Raw genomic sequence first — 15,811 nt, forward strand, 5'->3', positions numbered from 1 at the left:
GAGATGCCACTTGTGCGCACGACACGCCGCGAAAGCCGGTCACAAGTGGCATCTCGCGGGAGGGGTCAGAGGTGCCAGTGCAGCTCGCCGTGCGGGCCGACGCGGACGGTGTCCTCGATCAGGGCGGCGAGGCCGGCGACGCCGAAGAGGAGGCGTCGGTCGTCGCGCGCGGCCTGGCTGGTGTGCACGAAGCGGCGGACGGCGAAGTAGTCGTCGTGTCCGGGCTGGAGGCCGTCGACGAGGCCCTGCTCGCCGAGGGCGCGCAGTCCGCGGCCCGGTCGGCGAGCGGGCCCGAGACCGAGCCAGAGCGTGCCGGTCTCGAGCAGGACGACGGTGCTCGGCACGATCGCGCCGGCCCGCAGGCGCCGGGCCGTGATCTGCCAGCCGAAGCCGAGGTGGTGCACCCGGATCGGATGCGGTCCGCGCCAGGCGTGCGAGGGGTCCTCCGCGCGGTAGTAGACGGGGCTGGGGCGGAACGAGCCCTGCCAGAGCGCCGCGGCGAGCTCGCCCGCCCATTCGGGCGTCTCGGGGTCGGCCCAGGGGTCGAGGACGTGCGCCTCCTCCGCCTCGCGCTGATGCTGGCGGACGAGTTCCTCCGCGTCGTCGCGCAGTGCCATCGGCAGCCCCTCCGTCCCGTGCGAGCCCCACCCTAGGGGGGCGCGCCTGGGAGCCTCAAGGGAGCGGGGTCCGAGCCGAGTGGGAGACGCCTCCGCGAGAGCGACGTCGGGGAAGCCGACTCAGGTCGGCAGCTCCACCGGCTCGGTGTCCGGCAGCGGGCTCGCGTCGCGGCCGCGGAGGTCCGGGTGGAAGCGGCGGCCGAGCGCCGGGACGACGAAGCCGACGAAGGCGAACACCGCGGCGACCACGATCGCGGCCGTCGGGCCGGATCGGTCGATCTGCACGCCCGCGATCGCCGAGCCGAGCGCCGCGCCGATCAGCTGCCCGGTGCCGACCCAGCCGTAGGCCTCGGCCGTGTCCGAGAACTTCACGCTCGCGGCCGTGATCGTGAAGAGCGCGGCCAGGGCCGGTGCGATGCCGACGCCGGCCAGGAACAGCGTGATCGAGAGCCACCAGAAATCGGTCGAGAACGCCGCGAGGCCCATGCCGACGGTGACGATCAGCATCCGCCGCGCGGTCGCCCAGCGGCTGATCGGGATGTGGCCGAGGGTGAGGCCGCCGACGAGCGAGCCCGCCGCGAAGACCGCCAGGACGACGCCCGACTCCACGCCGCCCTCGCCGAAGACCGCCACGACGCCGGCCTCGACCGCGGCGCAGGCGCCGACCAGCAGGAAGCCGACGACGGTCGCGAGCAGCACCGGCGGCTTGGTCAGCACGACGCCGAGCTTCCGACGCGAGCGCGGGATGCGCACCCTGCCGACCTCGGGTGAGGCGATGAACCAGATGCCGCCGCCGACGAGGAAGAACGCGGCGGTCAGGATGCCCGCGACGGTCGAGATCTGGATCGAGACGAACGTCGTCAGCACCGGGCCGAGCACCCAGATGATCTCCTGCGCCGAGGCGTCGAGGGAGAACAGCGGGGTCAGCTGCGAGCTGGGCACCATCTTCGGGTAGATCGTCCGGACCGCCGGCTGCACGGGCGGCATGCTGAGGCCCGCGACGAAGCCGATGACGACGAACTGCCAGATCTCCAGCGGCAGCAGCGCCATCGCGATGATCGCGGCCGCGCAGACGACGAGGGTGGCGGTGAGCACCCGCCGCATCCCGAGCCGGCCCATCAGGCGGCTGGTCAGCGGGCCGGCGATCGCCTGGCCGATCGACATCGAGCCGAGCACCAGGCCGGCCGCGGCGTAGGAGTCGTGCACGCGCTCGACGTGCAGGAGGAACGCGAGCGAGAGCATCCCGAACGGGAAGCGCGCGGTGAGCTGGGCCGCGATGATGCGACCCACGCCGGGAGTTCTCAGGAGTTCGGTGTAGCTGCCCACCGGACGACACTAGCGGCCCGCGGCGGCCCGCCGGCGTCGTCCGCCGAACCGGCCGCCGGCGGCCCCGGTCAGCCCGCGAGGACCTTCCGGATCCGCTGCAGGGAGACGCTCTCGACGGTGCCCAGGCTCTGCGCGAAGAAGCTGATCCGCAGCTCCTCGATCAGCCAGCGGGCGCGCACGAGACGCTCCGGAGCGTGCGGCGGCAGCGGGATCGTGCCGCCCGCGGAGCGGTAGAGCTCCTGCGCCGCCTGCACCTCGTTCAGCCAGACCCGGTCGCGGCCGACGTTCTCGCCGATCTTGCCGAAGCGCTCGGTGATGCCGGCGAGGTAGCGCGGCAGGTGCCGGAGCCGCTCGAGTCCCGTCGCGGAGACGAAGCCGGGGTGCACGAGCCCGGTCAGCTGCTCGCGGGCGTCGGTCAGCGCCGGGAGCAGCGCCATGCTCGTGGACGCCTTGAGCGCCTTCTCGACGCCGCGCGCCGTCGTGAGGATCGTGGTGACGGTCTTCACGGTCTCGAACATCGAGTCCATCACGCTGCCCGAGACCCGGTCGCGCACCGCGTCGAACTCGGCGCGGAGGAAGAGCATGCCGTCCGGCTTCATCCGCCAGAGCACCGCGTCGACGCAGGCGAGCAGGCAGTCGCCGAACAGCGCCGTCGTGTTCTGGTACGGGCTCTGCGCGAGCACGAGCTTCTCGTTGGCGGTCAGGTACTGCTGCACGTAGGCGACCGGGCTGGGCGTCGCGAGCAGCAGCAGGCGGCGGACGCCGCGCGGGTGCTCGCGCGCCTGGTCCTCCGCGGTCGCGAGCAGGCGGATCGAGACGGAGTCGCCGTCGTCGATCAGCGCCGGGTAGGCGCGGATCGTGTTGCCGCCCTGGCGGGTGTCGGTGACACGGGGGAGCTCCGCCATGTCCCACGTCCTGATGCCGCGGCGCTCGAGGGCGTCGGGCACGCGCGCCTCGACCACCCGGGCGACCTCGTCGCGGACCCGGCCGCGCAGGCGCTCGGCCAGCGGCGCGAGCTCCTTGCCGGCGGCGACGGTGCGGCCGCGCTCGTCGGCGATCGCGAAGGTGACCCGGAGGTGCGCGGGGATGCGCTCGAGGTCGAAGTCGGAGGCGTCTATCACGACGCCGGCCTCGCGGCGGATCGCCCCGGCGAGGGTCGCGGCGAACGACTCCGTCGGCGGGTTCGGCACGTCCTGGGGGAGCGCGGCGGTGAGCTTGCGCGCCCAGTCGTTCGCCGGGACGACGTTCCGGCGCAGGTGCTTGGGCAGCGCCTTGATCATCGCGGTGACGAGCTCGGCGCGGAGCCCCGGCACCAGCCAGTCGAAGCCGAGCGGCGTGACGCGCGGCAGCAGCGCGAGCGGCACGTGCACGGTGACGCCGTCCTCCTCGGTGCCCGGCTCGAACCGGTAGGAGAGCCGGAAGCGCTGGTCGGCCTGGCGCCACTGGGTCGGGAACGCGGTCTCGTCGATCTGCTCCGCGTCCTCGGGCAGGAGGGTCTCCTGCGTCATGGTCAGCAGGTCGGGCTCGTCGTGCTGCGCGGTGCGCCACCAGGAGTCGAAGGAGCGCACCGAGGTGATGTCGCGCGGGACGCGGCGGTCGTAGAAGTCGAAGACGGCCTCGTCGTCGACGAGCAGGTCGCGGCGGCGGGTGCGCTCCTCGAGGCGCTCGAGCTCGGCGCGCAGGGCCCGGTTCTTCCTGTCGAAGGCGTGCCGCGCGTCCCACTCGCCCTCCACGAGGGCATGGCGGATGAACAGCTCGCGGGCGTACCCGGCGTCGATCCGGGAGAACTGCACCCGGCGCCGGGCGATGATCGGCACGCCGTAGAGCGTGACCTTCTCGTAGGCGACGGCCGCGCCCTGCGCCTTCTCCCAGTGCGGCTCGCTGAACTGCCGCTTCACCAGGTCGCCGGCGATCGCCTCGGCCCAGGCCGGATCGATCGCGGCGTTGGAGCGGGCGAACAGCTTGCTGGTCTCGACCAGCTCCGCGCTCATCAGGGCGTCGGGCTGCTTCTTCGCCAGCGCGCTGCCGGGGAAGATCGAGAACTTCGCGTTGCGGGCACCGACGTACTGGACGCTCTGGCGCTCGCGGTTCTTCGCCGCGCGCTGCGCCTGCTGCGAGGTGGTGTCCTTGATGCCGAGGTGCGAGAGCAGACCGGCGAGCAGGCTCCGGTGGATCCCGTCGGGGTCGACCTTCGGCTCGCCGAGCTCGAGCTTCAGCGGCCGGGCCAGCTGGCGCAGCTGGCGGAAGACGTCCTGCCACTCGCGCACGCGGAGGTAGTTGAGGTACTCGGCCTTGCAGAGCCGGCGGAAGGCGCTGGAGGAGAGCTCGGCCTGCTTCTCCTCCACGTAGTTCCAGAGGTTGAGCAGGGTCAGGAAGTCGCTGGTGGGGTCGACGAAGCGGGCGTGCTGCTGGTCGGCCTGCGCGCGGCGCTCGAGCGGGCGCTCCCGGACGTCCTGGATCGTCAGCCCGGCGACGATCGCCATCACCTCGCGGCTGACGTCGTGCTTGCGCGACTCGATCACCATCCGCCCGAACCGCGGGTCGATCGGCAGCCGCGCGAGATCCCGCCCGATCCTCGTCAGCTGAGGCGCCGTGTCGGCCCCCCGCGAGATGCCACTTGTGACGGGTTTCTTCGGCGTGTCGCCCTCATAAGTGGCATCTCGCGAGGGGGAGTCGGCGGGGGTGGCGGAGGAGCGGAGGGCGCCGAGCTCGGTGAGGAGGTCGAGGCCGTCCTTGATGCCGCGGGAGTCGGGCGGGGTGAGGAACGGGAAGCCGGCGATGTCGCCGAGGCCGAGCGAGATCATCTGCAGGATGACGGCGGCGAGGCCGGTGCGCAGGATCTCCGGATCGGTGAACTCGGGGCGGCGCTCGAAGTCCTCCTCCGAGTAGAGCCGGATCGCGATGCCCGCACTGGTGCGGCCGGAGCGGCCGGAGCGCTGGTTCGCCGACGCCTGCGAGATCGCCTCGATCGGCAGGCGCTGCACCTTCGAGCGGGCGCTGTAGCGCGAGATGCGGGCGGTGCCGCCGTCGATGACGTAGCGGATGCCGGGCACGGTGAGGCTGGTCTCGGCGACGTTGGTCGCGAGCACCACCCGGCGCCGGACGCCCGGGGTGCGCCCGCGCTCGAAGACGCGGTGCTGATCGGCGGCCGACAGCCGGCCGTAGAGGGGGAGGACCTCGGTGCCGGGGAGGTTCCGGCCGCGGATGGCGTCCTCGGCGTCGCGGATCTCGTTCTCGCCGGAGAGGAAGACGAGGACGTCGCCCTGGTCCTCGCGGGCCAGCTCGGCCAGCGCGTCGGCGATGCCGGTCATCAGATCGCGGCTGCCGCTCGTGGCGTCGGGGACGTCGGTGTCGTCCTCCTCCTCGGGCTCCTCGGCGACGAGCGGGCGGTAGCGGATCTCGACGGGGTAGGTGCGGCCGGAGACCTCGATGATCGGCGCGGGCTCGCCGGCGGCGTCGCGGAAGTGCTCGGCGAAGCTCTGCGGGTCGATCGTGGCGGAGGTGATGATCAGCTTGAGGTCCGGGCGGCGGGGCAGCAGCCGGTGCAGGTAGCCGAGCAGGAAGTCGATGTTGAGGCTGCGCTCGTGCGCCTCGTCGATGATGATCGTGTCGTACCGGCTGAGCATCCGGTCGTGGTTCATCTCGTTGAGCAGGATGCCGTCGGTCATCAGCTTGATCCGGGTCGACGCGCTCGCCTTGTCGGTGAAGCGGACCTGGTAGCCGACGATCCCGCCGACCTCGTCGTCGAGCTCCTCCGCGATGCGCTCGGCGATGGTGCGGGCGGCGATGCGGCGGGGCTGGGTGTGCGCGATGCTCTCGCGGCCGAGCTCGAGGCAGATCTTGGGCAGCTGCGTCGTCTTGCCGGAGCCGGTGGCGCCGGCGACGATGACGACCTGGTGGTCGCGGATGGCGGCGGCGATGTCGTCCCTGCGCGCCGAGACGGGGAGTTCGGGAGGATACCGGATGCTGAGGACGTCTGACATGAGCCCTCCATCCTACGGCGCCGTGACATGATGCCCAGGTCTCCCGGCGGAATCCCGCGGGCGGCCACCCGCGCCGAGCGGGCCGAGCAGAGAGCCGAGTGTGAACACGCAGTCCCTCCTCGTGATCCTCAACATCGTCCTGCTGATCCTCGCGATCCGGGGCGTGCTGGCGAACGGGCGGCTGTCGAAGGTCGCGAAGGTCGGCTGGGTGGCGCTGATCGTGATCCTCCCGTTCGCGGGGAGCATCGCGTACCTGGTCTTCGGCCGGCGGGCGAGCGGCGGCGGGTCGTCGTCGGGGCCGCAGCGGCCGACCGGCTGGTTCTTCGAGCGCTGACGTCCGCCCTGCTGACGGGTGGGGTGGACGCGGTGCCTCGTTGCGGGGTGGGGCGGACGCGGTGCCTCGCCGCGGCTCCTTCCCGCGCGCCTGCGGCGCGCCCGCCAGACCCGAGCCAGGAGCCGCGACGAGGCACCGCGTCCACCCCGCCGGGGGCGAGGGTGGGGCCGAGGGGAGGCGTCCGTTCCTTCGGGGTGAGACGGGGTCGAGGGGGAGGATCGGCGCGGTCAGTGCGTGCCGGCGCCGACATCGGGGGCGGTCAGGGGGCGCTCCGCCAGGGCGATCGCCTGGTCGCGGGTGAGGTGCGCCGGGAAGTTCACCGCGGCGAAGCGGCCCGTCGGGTCGTCGCGGGAGGTGGGCGTCTCGATGCTGCTGCCGCGCAGGAGCTCGAGCACGGCCTCCTGCGTCCGGCCGGTCGTCAGGCGTCCTAGGCTGTCGCGCAGCTGCAGGAGGATCGTCTGGCCGGGGCGTGGAGCTCGATCGCGACGCGTTTCGAGCGGCCAACGGTCGGCCGTCGCTGTGCCGAGGTGAAGGCGGCGAACGGGGTCGTCCGGGAGCGGACGCGGACGGTCCGCGCGGTCAGGTCGGCGTACGGGGTCGGGTGCCGGACGGCCATCAGCGTGCCCATCACGCCGAACAGGACGACGGTCAGTGCGGCGAGGACGGCGATCCGAACGCCGAGCTGGACGCCGTCGACGAACACCCCGACGAGGTTCCAGGCGGGGATCGCGAGCACCAGCATGCCGATCACGATGCTCTCACTCGGTGTCTTCGCCCGCGTGAACCAGTTCCACTGCGTGAGGGGGACCTCCTTCGATGACTGCTCCGTGCGCATCCGCCCGCCTCTCCTGCTCGGGCCACCCTACGATTCCGGGCGGGTCGGCGTCACTCGGTGCGGGTTGGGGCGGAGGCGGTGCCTCGTCGCGGGGTGGGGTGGACGCGGTGCCTCGTCGCGGCTCCTTCCCGCGCGCCTGCGGCGGGCCCGCCAGACCCGAGCCAGGAGCCGCGACGAGGCACCGCGTCCACCCCTTCGGCGTGAGACAGCGGCGAGGGGCGGCGTCCATCCCTTCGGGATGAGACTCGATGTCGTCAGCGGGGCGGCTGCAGTCATGCTGGTCGAGTAGCCCCAGAGGGGCGTATCGAGACCTGCCGGCGTCAGCAGGTGGGTCTGCAGACTCGGCTTCTGACGATGGTGGATCTCGATACGCCCGCTGCGCGGGCTACTCGATCAGCATGGGGGCACCCGCGGAGCGGGTGTCCACCGGGGGAGGGGCGAGCGTGGGGGCGGCTGTCAACGCCCCGGACGGCGGCGGGCGGCGCGTCTAGCGTGGAGGGCATGGCCGAACGACTCCGCTCCAGTGTCAGTCCGTACCTCCGCTCGCACGCCGACAACCCGGTGGACTGGTGGCCGTGGGGGGAGGAGGCGTTCGCCGAGGCGGTGCGCCGGGACGTGCCGGTGCTGGTGTCGATCGGGTACGCGACCTGCCACTGGTGCCACGTGATGGCGCGGGAGTCGTTCTCGGATCCGGTGCTCGCGGCGCGGCTGAACGACGGGTTCGTGGCGGTCAAGGTGGACCGCGAGGAGCATCCGGACGTCGACACCGCCTATCTGACGGCGGCGAGTGCGTTCACGCGGAATCTGGGCTGGCCGCTGACGGTGTTCACGACTCCGGCCGGGGAGACGTTCTACGCGGGGACGTACTTCCCGCCGCGGGCCGTCGGCGGGGTGCCGGCGTTCTCGGACGTGCTCGACGCGGTGTCGGAGGCGTGGCGGCTGCGGCGCGACGAGGTGCAGGCGACGGCGGGGTCGCTCAGCACCGCGCTGCGGGAGGCGACGTCGGTGGTGCCCACGGGAGACGCGCTCCCGGACGACGCGGCGCTCGCGGCGGCCGTCGGGGCGCTCGCCGCGGAGGAGGACCGGGTGCACGGCGGTTTCGGCGGGGCGCCGAAGTTCCCGGTGGCGCCGGTGCTCGGGTTCCTGGCGTCACGGGACGACGGCGCGGAGCTGGCCGAGCGGACACTGCTGACGCTGGCGGGCTCGCCGCTGCGGGATCGCGACGGCGGCTTCTTCCGCTACGCCACCCGCCAGGACTGGAGCGATCCGCACTACGAGCGGATGCTCTACGACAACGCCCAGCTGCTCGACGTGGCGGCGGTGCTGCTCGGGCGCGAGGGCACCGACCGGGAGGCGCTCGCCGGGGTGGCGGAGGGCGTCGCGTCGTTCCTGCTCGCGACGCTGCGCCGGCCGAGCGGCGGCTTCGCGAGCGCGCAGGACTCGGAGAGCATCGTCGACGGGCAGCGCTCGGAGGGCGGCTACTACCTCGCCGAGGACCGCTCCGACCTGACCCCGCCCGCCCTCGACGAGAAGGTCGTCACCGGCTGGAACGGGCTGGCGATCGGAGCGCTCGCGCGAGCCGGGCGGGCCCTGGGCCGGGAGGACTGGATCGCTGCCGCGCGCGACGCCGCCGATCTCCTCCTGGAGCGGCACCTCGTCGACGGGCGCGTCGGCGTCCGCGCCTCGCTCGGCGACTCCGTCTCCGCCGCGCGCCCGGCGCTGGAGGATCTCGGCATGCTCGCCGGCGGGCTGCTGCAGCTGGCGCTCGCCGAGGGGACGCCCCGCTCCGCGGTCGTCGCCCGGACGCTGATCGACGGGGCGCTGGACGCGGCCGCGTCCTGGCCGCCGTTCGCGCTGCCCGGCGGTGGGGACCCGGCGCTCACCGCGCGCGGGCTGCTGCTGGCGGCGGATCCGTCCGAGGGCGCCTACCCCTCGGGCCTCTCGGCGGCGGCCGACGCGGCCCACGTGCTGTACCTCCTGACGGGGGAGCGGCGCTACCGGGAGGCGGCGGAGGCCGTGGTCGCGGGCATCGGTCCGGGGGCACTCGGGCAGCCGATGGGGTTCGGCGGGATCCTCGCGCTCGCCGGGCGCCTCGCGCAGCCGGTCACGCAGCTGGTCGTCGTCGTGCCGGACGACGGCTCCCGGGCGCAGCTGCAGCGCGGCGCCCGGGAGACCGGGCTGGGCGTGCTCGCGGTGGTGAGCGACGACGCGGCGGCCGAGTGGGCCCGCGTGGGCTTCGAGCTCTTCGAGGGCCGGACGTCGCGCGACGGTCTGCCGACGGCCTACTCCTGCGAGGCCTTCGTCTGCGCGCTGCCGACGACCGAGCTCCCGGAGGAGCTGCTCACGCGGCCGTGACGACGAGCGGGGCGTCGGGATCGGCGGCCCACTCGTGGAGCGAGCCGTCGTAGACGACCGCGGTGTCGACACCGAGGACGGCGAGCGCGAGCGCGTCGGCCGTCGCGGCGATCCCGCCCGCGCAGTAGAGGACGATGCGCTCGGCCCGGAGCGTCTCGCCGAAGAGCGCCCGCAGCCGCTCCGGCGGGAGGAGCGTGTTGTCCTCGCGGTCGACCAGCCGCACGGCCGGGACGCTGACCGAGCCGGGGAGGTGGCCGAGGCGCGGCCGGCGCCCCTGCTCGCCGGTGAACTCCCTCGGCGGCACGGCGCAGACCAGGGCGCCCGGCTCCTCGCCGCGGACGACGCGCTCGACGCCGGCCTTGTCGATCCAGAGCGGGCGCTCGGGGCGCACGGTGATGCCCGCGGCGGTCCGCGGCTCGACGTGACCGGTCTCGATCGGGCGCTCCTCCCGCCGCCAGGCGCTGAGTCCGCCGTCGAGCACCGCGACCGCGTCGTGCCCGGCGGCGCGCAGGAGCCACCACAGGCGCGACGCCCACTGGCCGACCGCGGAGTCGTAGACGACGACCACCGAGTCGTCGTCGATACCGAGGGCGGCCGTCGCCGCGGCGAAGCGCTCGGGGTCGAGCCGGGTGAAGGGGAGGGCCGCCTCCGGATCCGAGAGCTGCGCGAGCAGGTCGCCGAACACCGCACCGGGCACGTGGCCCTCGAGGAGGTACTGCTCGTCGCCGCCGAGGTAGCCGGGCCGGCCGTCGAAGCCGGTCACCAGCAGCACGCTCGCGTCGACCACGACGAGGTGCTCGCGGCCGAGCTGGTCGGCCAGCCACTGGGTCGAGACGATCGGCCGGGCGAGGTAGGGGGCTGCAGTGCTGCTCACCCGCACCACGCTAGGCGCGACCCCCGACGCTCCGCAGGCCGGTGCGTCATCGTGGTTCATCCGGCGTCACAGTCCGCTCGGCGCGGCCGTCCCTCCTGCGGTACCGACCGCCGCCCTCAGCACTCGATGACGTTGACCGCGAGACCGCCCTCGCTGGTCTCCTTGTACTTCGAGGACATGTCGATGCCCGTCTGGCGCATCGTCTCGATCACGGTGTCGAGCGAGACCCGGTGCGTCCCGTCGCCGTGCAGCGCCAGCCGCGCCGCGCTGACCGCCGTCGAGGCCGCGATCGCGTTGCGCTCGATGCACGGGATCTGCACCAGCCCGCCGACGGGGTCGCAGGTCAGCCCGAGGTGGTGCTCCATCGCGATCTCGGCCGCGTTCTCCACCTGCCGCGGGGTCCCGCCGAGCACCGCGCACAGCGCGCCCGCCGCCATCGCGCAGGCCGAGCCGACCTCGCCCTGGCAGCCGGCTTCCGCGCCGGAGATCGACGCGTTGGTCTTGCAGAGCGAGCCGATCGCCGTCGCGGTGAGCAGGAACCGCCGGATGCCCGCGCGGTCCGCCCCGGGCACGAAGCGGAGGTAGTGGTGCGCGACGGCCGGGATGATGCCCGCCGCCCCGTTCGTCGGCGCCGTGACGACGCGCCCGCCCGCCGCGTTCTCCTCGTTGACCGCGAGGGCGAACGCGTGCAGCCACTCCACCGAGGTCGCCCGCGCGCGGTCCAGCGGGTCGTCCTCGAAGGCCTCGAGCCGGCCGCGCAGGACGGAGGCGCGGCGCTGCACGCCCAGACCGCCGGGCAGGACGCCCTCGGTCGCCAGGCCGTGCTCGACGCAGGCCGCCATCGCGTCCCAGATCGCGTCCAGCCGCGCGTCGACGTCGAGGCCGGGGTGCAGCGCCCGCTCGTTCGCGGCGGCGATCTCGTCGATGCTCGAGCGGGTCCGGTCGCAGGTCGCGAGCAGGTCGAGCGCGGAGACGAAGGGGTAGGGGTGCGGAGCGAGCGAGGCCAGCTCGGCGCGCTCGCCGGCCCGGCGGATGAATCCGCCGCCGATCGAGTAGTAGGTCTCCTCCCACTCGGGCAGCGCCGCGTCGCCGAGCCAGACGCTGAACGTCAGGGCGTTGGGGTGCTCGGGGAGCCGGGTGCGCGGCTCGAAGGCGATGTCCTCGCGCGTCATCGGCAGGCGCGTCTCGCCCGCGAGCGCGATCGCGCCGTCCTCGTCGAGCCGCCGCCACGCTCCGCGGACCTCCTCCGGGTCGCAGGTCTCCGGGTGCAGCCCGGACAGCCCGGCCACGATCGCGTCCGGCGTCCCGTGGCCGATGCCCGTGGAGCCGAGCGAGCCGTAGAGCGTGCAGACCACGCGGCTCACCCGGTCGAGCAGCCCGGCGTCCCGCAGCCGCTCGGCGAGGGCCAGGGCCGCCCGCATCGGGCCGACCGTGTGCGAGCTGGAGGGGCCGATCCCCACGCTGAACAGGTCGAAGGCGGAGACGTATGCACTCATCTCCCGAGACTACGCCTCACGCACGGAAGGGGGCGGGCGCCCGATCGAGCGCCCGCCCCCTGTGGCTCCGAGTACCGGGACCGAGGTCCCGGGGGTCAGAACTCGCAGTGCACGTGGTCCGAGTGGCCCGCGTCGCCGGGGCCGAGCGTGAGCGTCGCGCCCATCTCGGCGCAGGCGTTCTGGATCGCCTGGTGGTCGGCGCCCTCGTAGACCCGCACGCCGTCGATCAGGTCGATGTCGACCGCGTCGCCGGTGTAGTGGCCGGAGCCGGTGGAGTGGTCCTCACCCGCGATGGAGGTGACCCGCAGGGTGTGGCCGTACTGCGTGTTCAGCTTCAGCAGCGCATCGAGCATCGCCGGGTTCAGCGCGACCGAGGTCACCCCGGCGTCGCCCTCGGGGCTCGTCTTCGCGGGCTGGCCGGAGGCCGTGTCGCGGATGTTCGCGAGCGAGGTGGAGGCGGCGTCCGAGCCCAGCTCGTAGAGCTCGATCCCGGGGTTGTCGAGGATCGCCTGCGCGGTCGCGGCGGCGTCGCCCGACGGGGGAGGCGTGGTGCCGCCGCCGGTCCCGGCGATCAGGGCCTTCCAGGTGGCCGGCCCGACGATGCCGTCGGCGGTCAGTCCCGCAGTGCCCTGGAAGCTCTGGACCGCGGCGGTGGTCGCCGGGCCGAACGCGCCGTCGACCGCGACGGACGCGCCGTTCGCGTTCAGCTGCGTCTGGACGGCGCTGACCGCGTCTCCGGAGGCGCCGCTCTGCAAGGTCACCGTCAGCGCGCCCCAGGTGGCCGCGCCGATCACGCCGTCGGCCGCGAGGCCCGCGCCGGACTGGAAGGAGGTGACCGCCGACTGCGTGCCGGCGCCGAACGCGCCGTCGACAGCGAGCGACTGACCCGACGAGCGGAGCAGGTACTGCGCGGTGGTCACGTCCTCCCCGGTCGAGCCGGAGGAGAGGACGGGCCAGTCGGCCGCCTGAGCGCTGGTCGCGGTCCCGACGCTGACGCCGAGGGCGAGCAGCAGGGCGGTGACGACGGCGAGGACGCGGGCGCCGATGCTCCGCCGGTGCCGGGCCTCGGGGGCCGCCGTGCTGGTGATCGTGCTGATCTCCGTCGTGCTGATCTCCGTCGTGCTCATGATCCTCATCCCTCGCTCTCGACGGCCTCGCGCGCCAGGGTCTCCCACTGCGCGTAGGCGTCCGGGTAGGCGGAGACCTGCACGGCCTGCGCCGCCTCGGTCACCGACATCGACTCCCAGCCGGCGATGTCCGTCAGGCCGGTGTTGGTGGTGGGGCTGTTCGCCGCCCCGTAGAACGCCCTCGAGGCGTAGACCGGGTCGACGAGGTCGGCCGCGTCGCCCCAGCCCGCCGACGGGCGCTGCTGGAACAGGCCGACCGAGTCGCGGTCGCCACCGGAGAGGTTCCGCAGTCGCGACTCCTGCATCGCCGTGGCGATGGCGACGACCCAGCCGTACTCGGGGACGCCGGCGGTCTTGCCCTCCGCGATGATCGTGCGGACGTTCGCGAGCTGCTCGTCGCTGAGGGTCGCGAACGTCTCGCCCGGCTGGCCCGGGTCGGGCGTGGTGCCCGAGCCGGCGCCGACCAGCGACTGCCAGGTCTGCGGTCCGACGACGCCGTCGACCGCGAGCCCGGCCGCCGACTGGACGCTCTTCACGGCGGCGAGGGTCGCGGCGCCGAACGCGCCGTCGACCGTGAGGCTCCCGCCGACCTTGTTCAGCTGCACCTGGAGCGCGCTGACCGCCTCGCCGGAGTCGCCGGAGGACACCGTCGTGATCAGGGCGGCCCAGGTCTGCGCGCCGACGATGCCGTCGGCGGAGAGGCCGCGCGCGCTCTGGAAGGAGGTCACCGCGGCGGCGGTGGCGGGGCCGAAGACGCCGTCGGCGTCCACGGAGGCGCCGGCGGCGTTCAGCAGGTGCTGCACGGTCCGGGCGTTGGCGCTGTTCTCGCCCTCGGCGACGACGGGCCAGGCGGCGGCCGAGGCGGCAGCGGCGCTGACCGGTGCCTCGGCGGCGAAGACCGCAGGCGCCGTGGCGACCGACCCGAAGGCGAGGGCGCCGCAGGCGAGCCCTGCGATCAGGAGGCGCCTCGGGCGCTGGGCGACTGGAGTGGGACGGGTGGTTCTCATCGTTTCGTACACCTCTTCGTGGCCGCCGGGCGGCCGGATTCGTTGTCACGATCGGCGGAGTTCGCTTCTCCCTTGCCCGTCCTGCCTACTCCTGTCGCTGTCACGGATCCGGGGACACGGAGGGGTCGCCCAGAGAGCGCCCACGCGATGCGGAGGAGACTCCGACTCGAGGGGGAGGTGCTCACTGGACGGCAGGAGGATCCTTCGCCGATGGGTTCCGACGTCCCGCGCCGCGCGACACGCCCGGGTTGCACGGCACCAGCGGCACTGCTGGCTTCGGCGGGCGCGCCACCGGAGTGCGCACCCCCGACGCCCGGAAGGAGCAGCCCGTGACCGCGTATCGATCGACCCGTGACGAGATGCTCGTCGCCGATCGCCCCCGCGCCCTCGTCGGCGCGGTCGAGCTCGAACGCTCGAAGCGCGATCTCGCGAACCTCCAGCCCGGCGTCGTCCGGCACCCCTAGGCATCCGCCGCGGGCTCCCGGACGACGTCGTCTCGGGGCCCTCGTGCGTCGGCACTCCTCTGCAGGGGAGGGGCCTCGCGGTCGGCTCGCGGCATCCCGCCGCCCCGAGCGCGTCCCACCCCGATCCCGGCGACCGCCGGGCCTTCACGAGAGGAAGGACCATGCAGAGAATCACGGAGCGGCTCGTCTCCTGGGCGAGCATCCTGGACGACAACGCGCGGCAGCAGGCGCTCACCGCGTCCGAGATGCCGTTCATCCACCCCCACCTGGCGCTGATGCCCGACGCCCACCTCGGACTCGGAGCGACGGTCGGCTCGGTCATCCCGACCCTCGGCGCGCTCATCCCGGCGGCCGTGGGCGTCGACATCGGCTGCGGCATGATCGCCGTCCGCACGCAGTTCTCCCGGAGCGACCTCGCCGGCCGCGACCTGGGCGAGCTGCGGCGGCAGATCGAGCGGGCGGTGCCGCTGTCGGCCGGCGCGGCGAATCGCAAGGTCGCCGCGACCGCCGAGCCGCGGGTGGCCGAGCTGGAGGCGCTCGCCGTCGAGGCGGGCTTCGACCCGGCGCGCTCGGCGAAGCACTGGCGGCTGCAGGTCGGCTCGCTCGGCAGCGGCAACCACTTCATCGAGGTGAGCGTCGACGAGACCGACGCGGTCTGGCTGTTCCTGCACTCCGGCTCGCGAGGCGTGGGCAACCGGATCGCGACGGCGCACATCCGGGTCGCCCGCGAGTACTGCGACCGGCACTGGATCGCGCTGCCGCACCCCGACCTCGCCTACCTGGTCGAGGGGACGGAGCAGTTCGACCGCTACGTCGCCGAGCTGCGCTGGGCGCAGCGGTTCGCGCTGCTCAACCGCGAGGAGATGATGGACCGGGTGATCCGCCAGCTCGCCGAGTGGAGCGGCGTCGCGGTCCAGGAGCGGGAGCGGATCAACTGCCACCACAACTTCACCGAGAAGGAGCGCCACTTCGGCCGCGACGTCTGGGTGAGCCGGAAGGGCGCGATCCAGGCCGACGCCGGACGGCCGGGGCTCATCCCCGGCTCGATGGGGACCGCCTCGTACGTGGTGGTGGGGCGCGGTGACGCGATGTCGCTGAACTCGTCGCCGCACGGCGCCGGTCGCGAGTACTCGCGGTCGGCGGCGCGGAAGGCCTTCACCCGCGAGCAGCTGCGCGAGGCGATGGCCAGCATCGAGTACCGCGACACCGACGCCTTCCTCGACGAGATCCCGGCGGCCTACAAGCCGATCGACCGGGTGATGGCCGATGCTGCCGACCTCGTCGAGATCCGGCACACCCTCCGCCAGCTCGTCAACGTGAAGGGCGACTGACCCCCTCCGCGAGATGCCACTTGTGCACGCGACACGCCGTGGAAAGCGTGCACAAGTGGCAT

The 15,811-nt window shown here is 73.6% G+C and carries 13 protein-coding genes; 4 read left to right on the forward strand and 9 right to left on the reverse strand.

The window, feature by feature from the left end; translation table 11 throughout:
- Nucleotides 1–65: 65 nt before the first annotated feature.
- From MT355_RS03035 to hrpA, 3 genes are all read right to left on the reverse strand, one after another.
- Nucleotides 66–617, reverse strand: coding sequence for a hypothetical protein (locus MT355_RS03035; protein ID WP_123447651.1), 552 nt, complete (start codon nucleotides 615–617; stop codon nucleotides 66–68).
- 120 nt (nucleotides 618–737) lie between these two features.
- Nucleotides 738–1,943 carry an MFS transporter gene (locus MT355_RS03040; protein ID WP_243598479.1) on the reverse strand — a complete coding sequence of 402 codons (1,206 nt, stop codon included), beginning with the start codon at nucleotides 1,941–1,943 and terminating at the stop codon, nucleotides 738–740.
- Between the two features lie 68 nt (nucleotides 1,944–2,011).
- On the reverse strand, nucleotides 2,012–5,926 hold the full coding sequence (gene hrpA / locus MT355_RS03045) for an ATP-dependent RNA helicase HrpA (RefSeq protein WP_243598480.1): 3,915 nt from the start codon (nucleotides 5,924–5,926) through the stop codon (nucleotides 2,012–2,014).
- A 100-nt stretch (nucleotides 5,927–6,026) separates the two neighbouring features.
- On the opposite strand from hrpA, the gene MT355_RS03050 reads away from it, so the two are divergent.
- Nucleotides 6,027–6,260 carry a PLD nuclease N-terminal domain-containing protein gene (locus tag MT355_RS03050; protein WP_123705161.1) on the forward strand — a complete coding sequence of 78 codons (234 nt, stop codon included), beginning with the start codon at nucleotides 6,027–6,029 and terminating at the stop codon, nucleotides 6,258–6,260.
- A gap of 227 nt (nucleotides 6,261–6,487) precedes the next feature.
- Here the strand turns inward: MT355_RS03050 and MT355_RS03055 are convergent, their stop codons facing one another.
- Together MT355_RS03055 and MT355_RS03060 are read right to left on the reverse strand one after the other, a co-directional pair.
- The gene (locus tag MT355_RS03055) at nucleotides 6,488–6,655 is read right to left on the reverse strand and encodes a hypothetical protein (protein WP_243598481.1); all 168 of its coding nucleotides are present in this window, start codon (nucleotides 6,653–6,655) and stop codon (nucleotides 6,488–6,490) included.
- A gap of 32 nt (nucleotides 6,656–6,687) precedes the next feature.
- Nucleotides 6,688–7,095, reverse strand: a complete 408-nt coding sequence (locus tag MT355_RS03060; protein ID WP_243598482.1) for a hypothetical protein — start codon at nucleotides 7,093–7,095, stop codon at nucleotides 6,688–6,690.
- Nucleotides 7,096–7,596: 501 nt separating this feature from the next.
- Here MT355_RS03060 and MT355_RS03065 point away from each other — a divergent pair.
- Nucleotides 7,597–9,450, forward strand: a complete 1,854-nt coding sequence (locus MT355_RS03065; RefSeq protein WP_243598483.1) for a thioredoxin domain-containing protein — start codon at nucleotides 7,597–7,599, stop codon at nucleotides 9,448–9,450.
- On the opposite strand, the gene MT355_RS03070 is transcribed toward MT355_RS03065, so the two are convergent.
- The 4 genes from MT355_RS03070 to MT355_RS21150 form a co-directional block, all read right to left on the reverse strand.
- Complete coding sequence (locus MT355_RS03070; RefSeq protein WP_243598484.1) at nucleotides 9,437–10,324, reverse strand: rhodanese-like domain-containing protein; 888 nt, start codon at nucleotides 10,322–10,324, stop codon at nucleotides 9,437–9,439. The two genes, MT355_RS03065 and MT355_RS03070, sit on opposite strands and share 14 nt — an antisense overlap.
- Before the next feature lie 116 nt (nucleotides 10,325–10,440).
- Nucleotides 10,441–11,820, reverse strand: a complete 1,380-nt coding sequence (locus MT355_RS03075; RefSeq protein WP_243598485.1) for an L-serine ammonia-lyase — start codon at nucleotides 11,818–11,820, stop codon at nucleotides 10,441–10,443.
- 95 nt (nucleotides 11,821–11,915) lie between these two features.
- Nucleotides 11,916–12,947 carry a peptidoglycan-binding protein gene (locus MT355_RS03080; RefSeq protein WP_243598486.1) on the reverse strand — a complete coding sequence of 344 codons (1,032 nt, stop codon included), beginning with the start codon at nucleotides 12,945–12,947 and terminating at the stop codon, nucleotides 11,916–11,918.
- Nucleotides 12,948–12,952: 5 nt separating this feature from the next.
- On the reverse strand, nucleotides 12,953–13,954 hold the full coding sequence (locus MT355_RS21150) for a peptidoglycan-binding protein (RefSeq protein ID WP_279391998.1): 1,002 nt from the start codon (nucleotides 13,952–13,954) through the stop codon (nucleotides 12,953–12,955).
- 329 nt (nucleotides 13,955–14,283) lie between these two features.
- Here MT355_RS21150 and MT355_RS21155 point away from each other — a divergent pair, with 329 nt between their 5' ends.
- Both MT355_RS21155 and MT355_RS03095 read left to right on the forward strand, forming a co-directional pair.
- The gene (locus MT355_RS21155; RefSeq protein WP_279391999.1) at nucleotides 14,284–14,418 is read left to right on the forward strand and encodes a hypothetical protein; all 135 of its coding nucleotides are present in this window, start codon (nucleotides 14,284–14,286) and stop codon (nucleotides 14,416–14,418) included.
- A gap of 161 nt (nucleotides 14,419–14,579) precedes the next feature.
- A complete protein-coding gene (locus tag MT355_RS03095) occupies nucleotides 14,580–15,749 on the forward strand; it encodes an RtcB family protein (protein ID WP_243598487.1) in 1,170 nt (389 codons plus the stop codon).
- Nucleotides 15,750–15,811: the final 62 nt, after the last annotated feature.

The organism is Rathayibacter sp. VKM Ac-2929 (genome assembly GCF_022815495.1).
In the GTDB taxonomy this organism is placed as follows: domain Bacteria; phylum Actinomycetota; class Actinomycetes; order Actinomycetales; family Microbacteriaceae; genus Rathayibacter; species Rathayibacter festucae.

What these genes read in the sequence shown, in the direction of transcription:
- MT355_RS03035 (WP_123447651.1), bottom strand. Translation starts at nt 617, where the DNA reads ATGGCACTGCGCGACGACGCGGAGGAACTCGTCCGCCAGCATCAGCGC.
- hrpA (WP_243598480.1), bottom strand. Translation starts at nt 5,926, where the DNA reads ATGTCAGACGTCCTCAGCATCCGGTATCCTCCCGAACTCCCCGTCTCG.
- MT355_RS03060 (WP_243598482.1), bottom strand. Translation starts at nt 7,095, where the DNA reads ATGCGCACGGAGCAGTCATCGAAGGAGGTCCCCCTCACGCAGTGGAAC.
- MT355_RS03065 (WP_243598483.1), top strand. Translation starts at nt 7,597, where the DNA reads ATGGCCGAACGACTCCGCTCCAGTGTCAGTCCGTACCTCCGCTCGCAC.
- MT355_RS03075 (WP_243598485.1), bottom strand. Translation starts at nt 11,820, where the DNA reads ATGAGTGCATACGTCTCCGCCTTCGACCTGTTCAGCGTGGGGATCGGC.
- MT355_RS03080 (WP_243598486.1), bottom strand. Translation starts at nt 12,947, where the DNA reads ATGAGCACGACGGAGATCAGCACGACGGAGATCAGCACGATCACCAGC.
- MT355_RS21150 (WP_279391998.1), bottom strand. Translation starts at nt 13,954, where the DNA reads ATGAGAACCACCCGTCCCACTCCAGTCGCCCAGCGCCCGAGGCGCCTC.
- MT355_RS03095 (WP_243598487.1), top strand. Translation starts at nt 14,580, where the DNA reads ATGCAGAGAATCACGGAGCGGCTCGTCTCCTGGGCGAGCATCCTGGAC.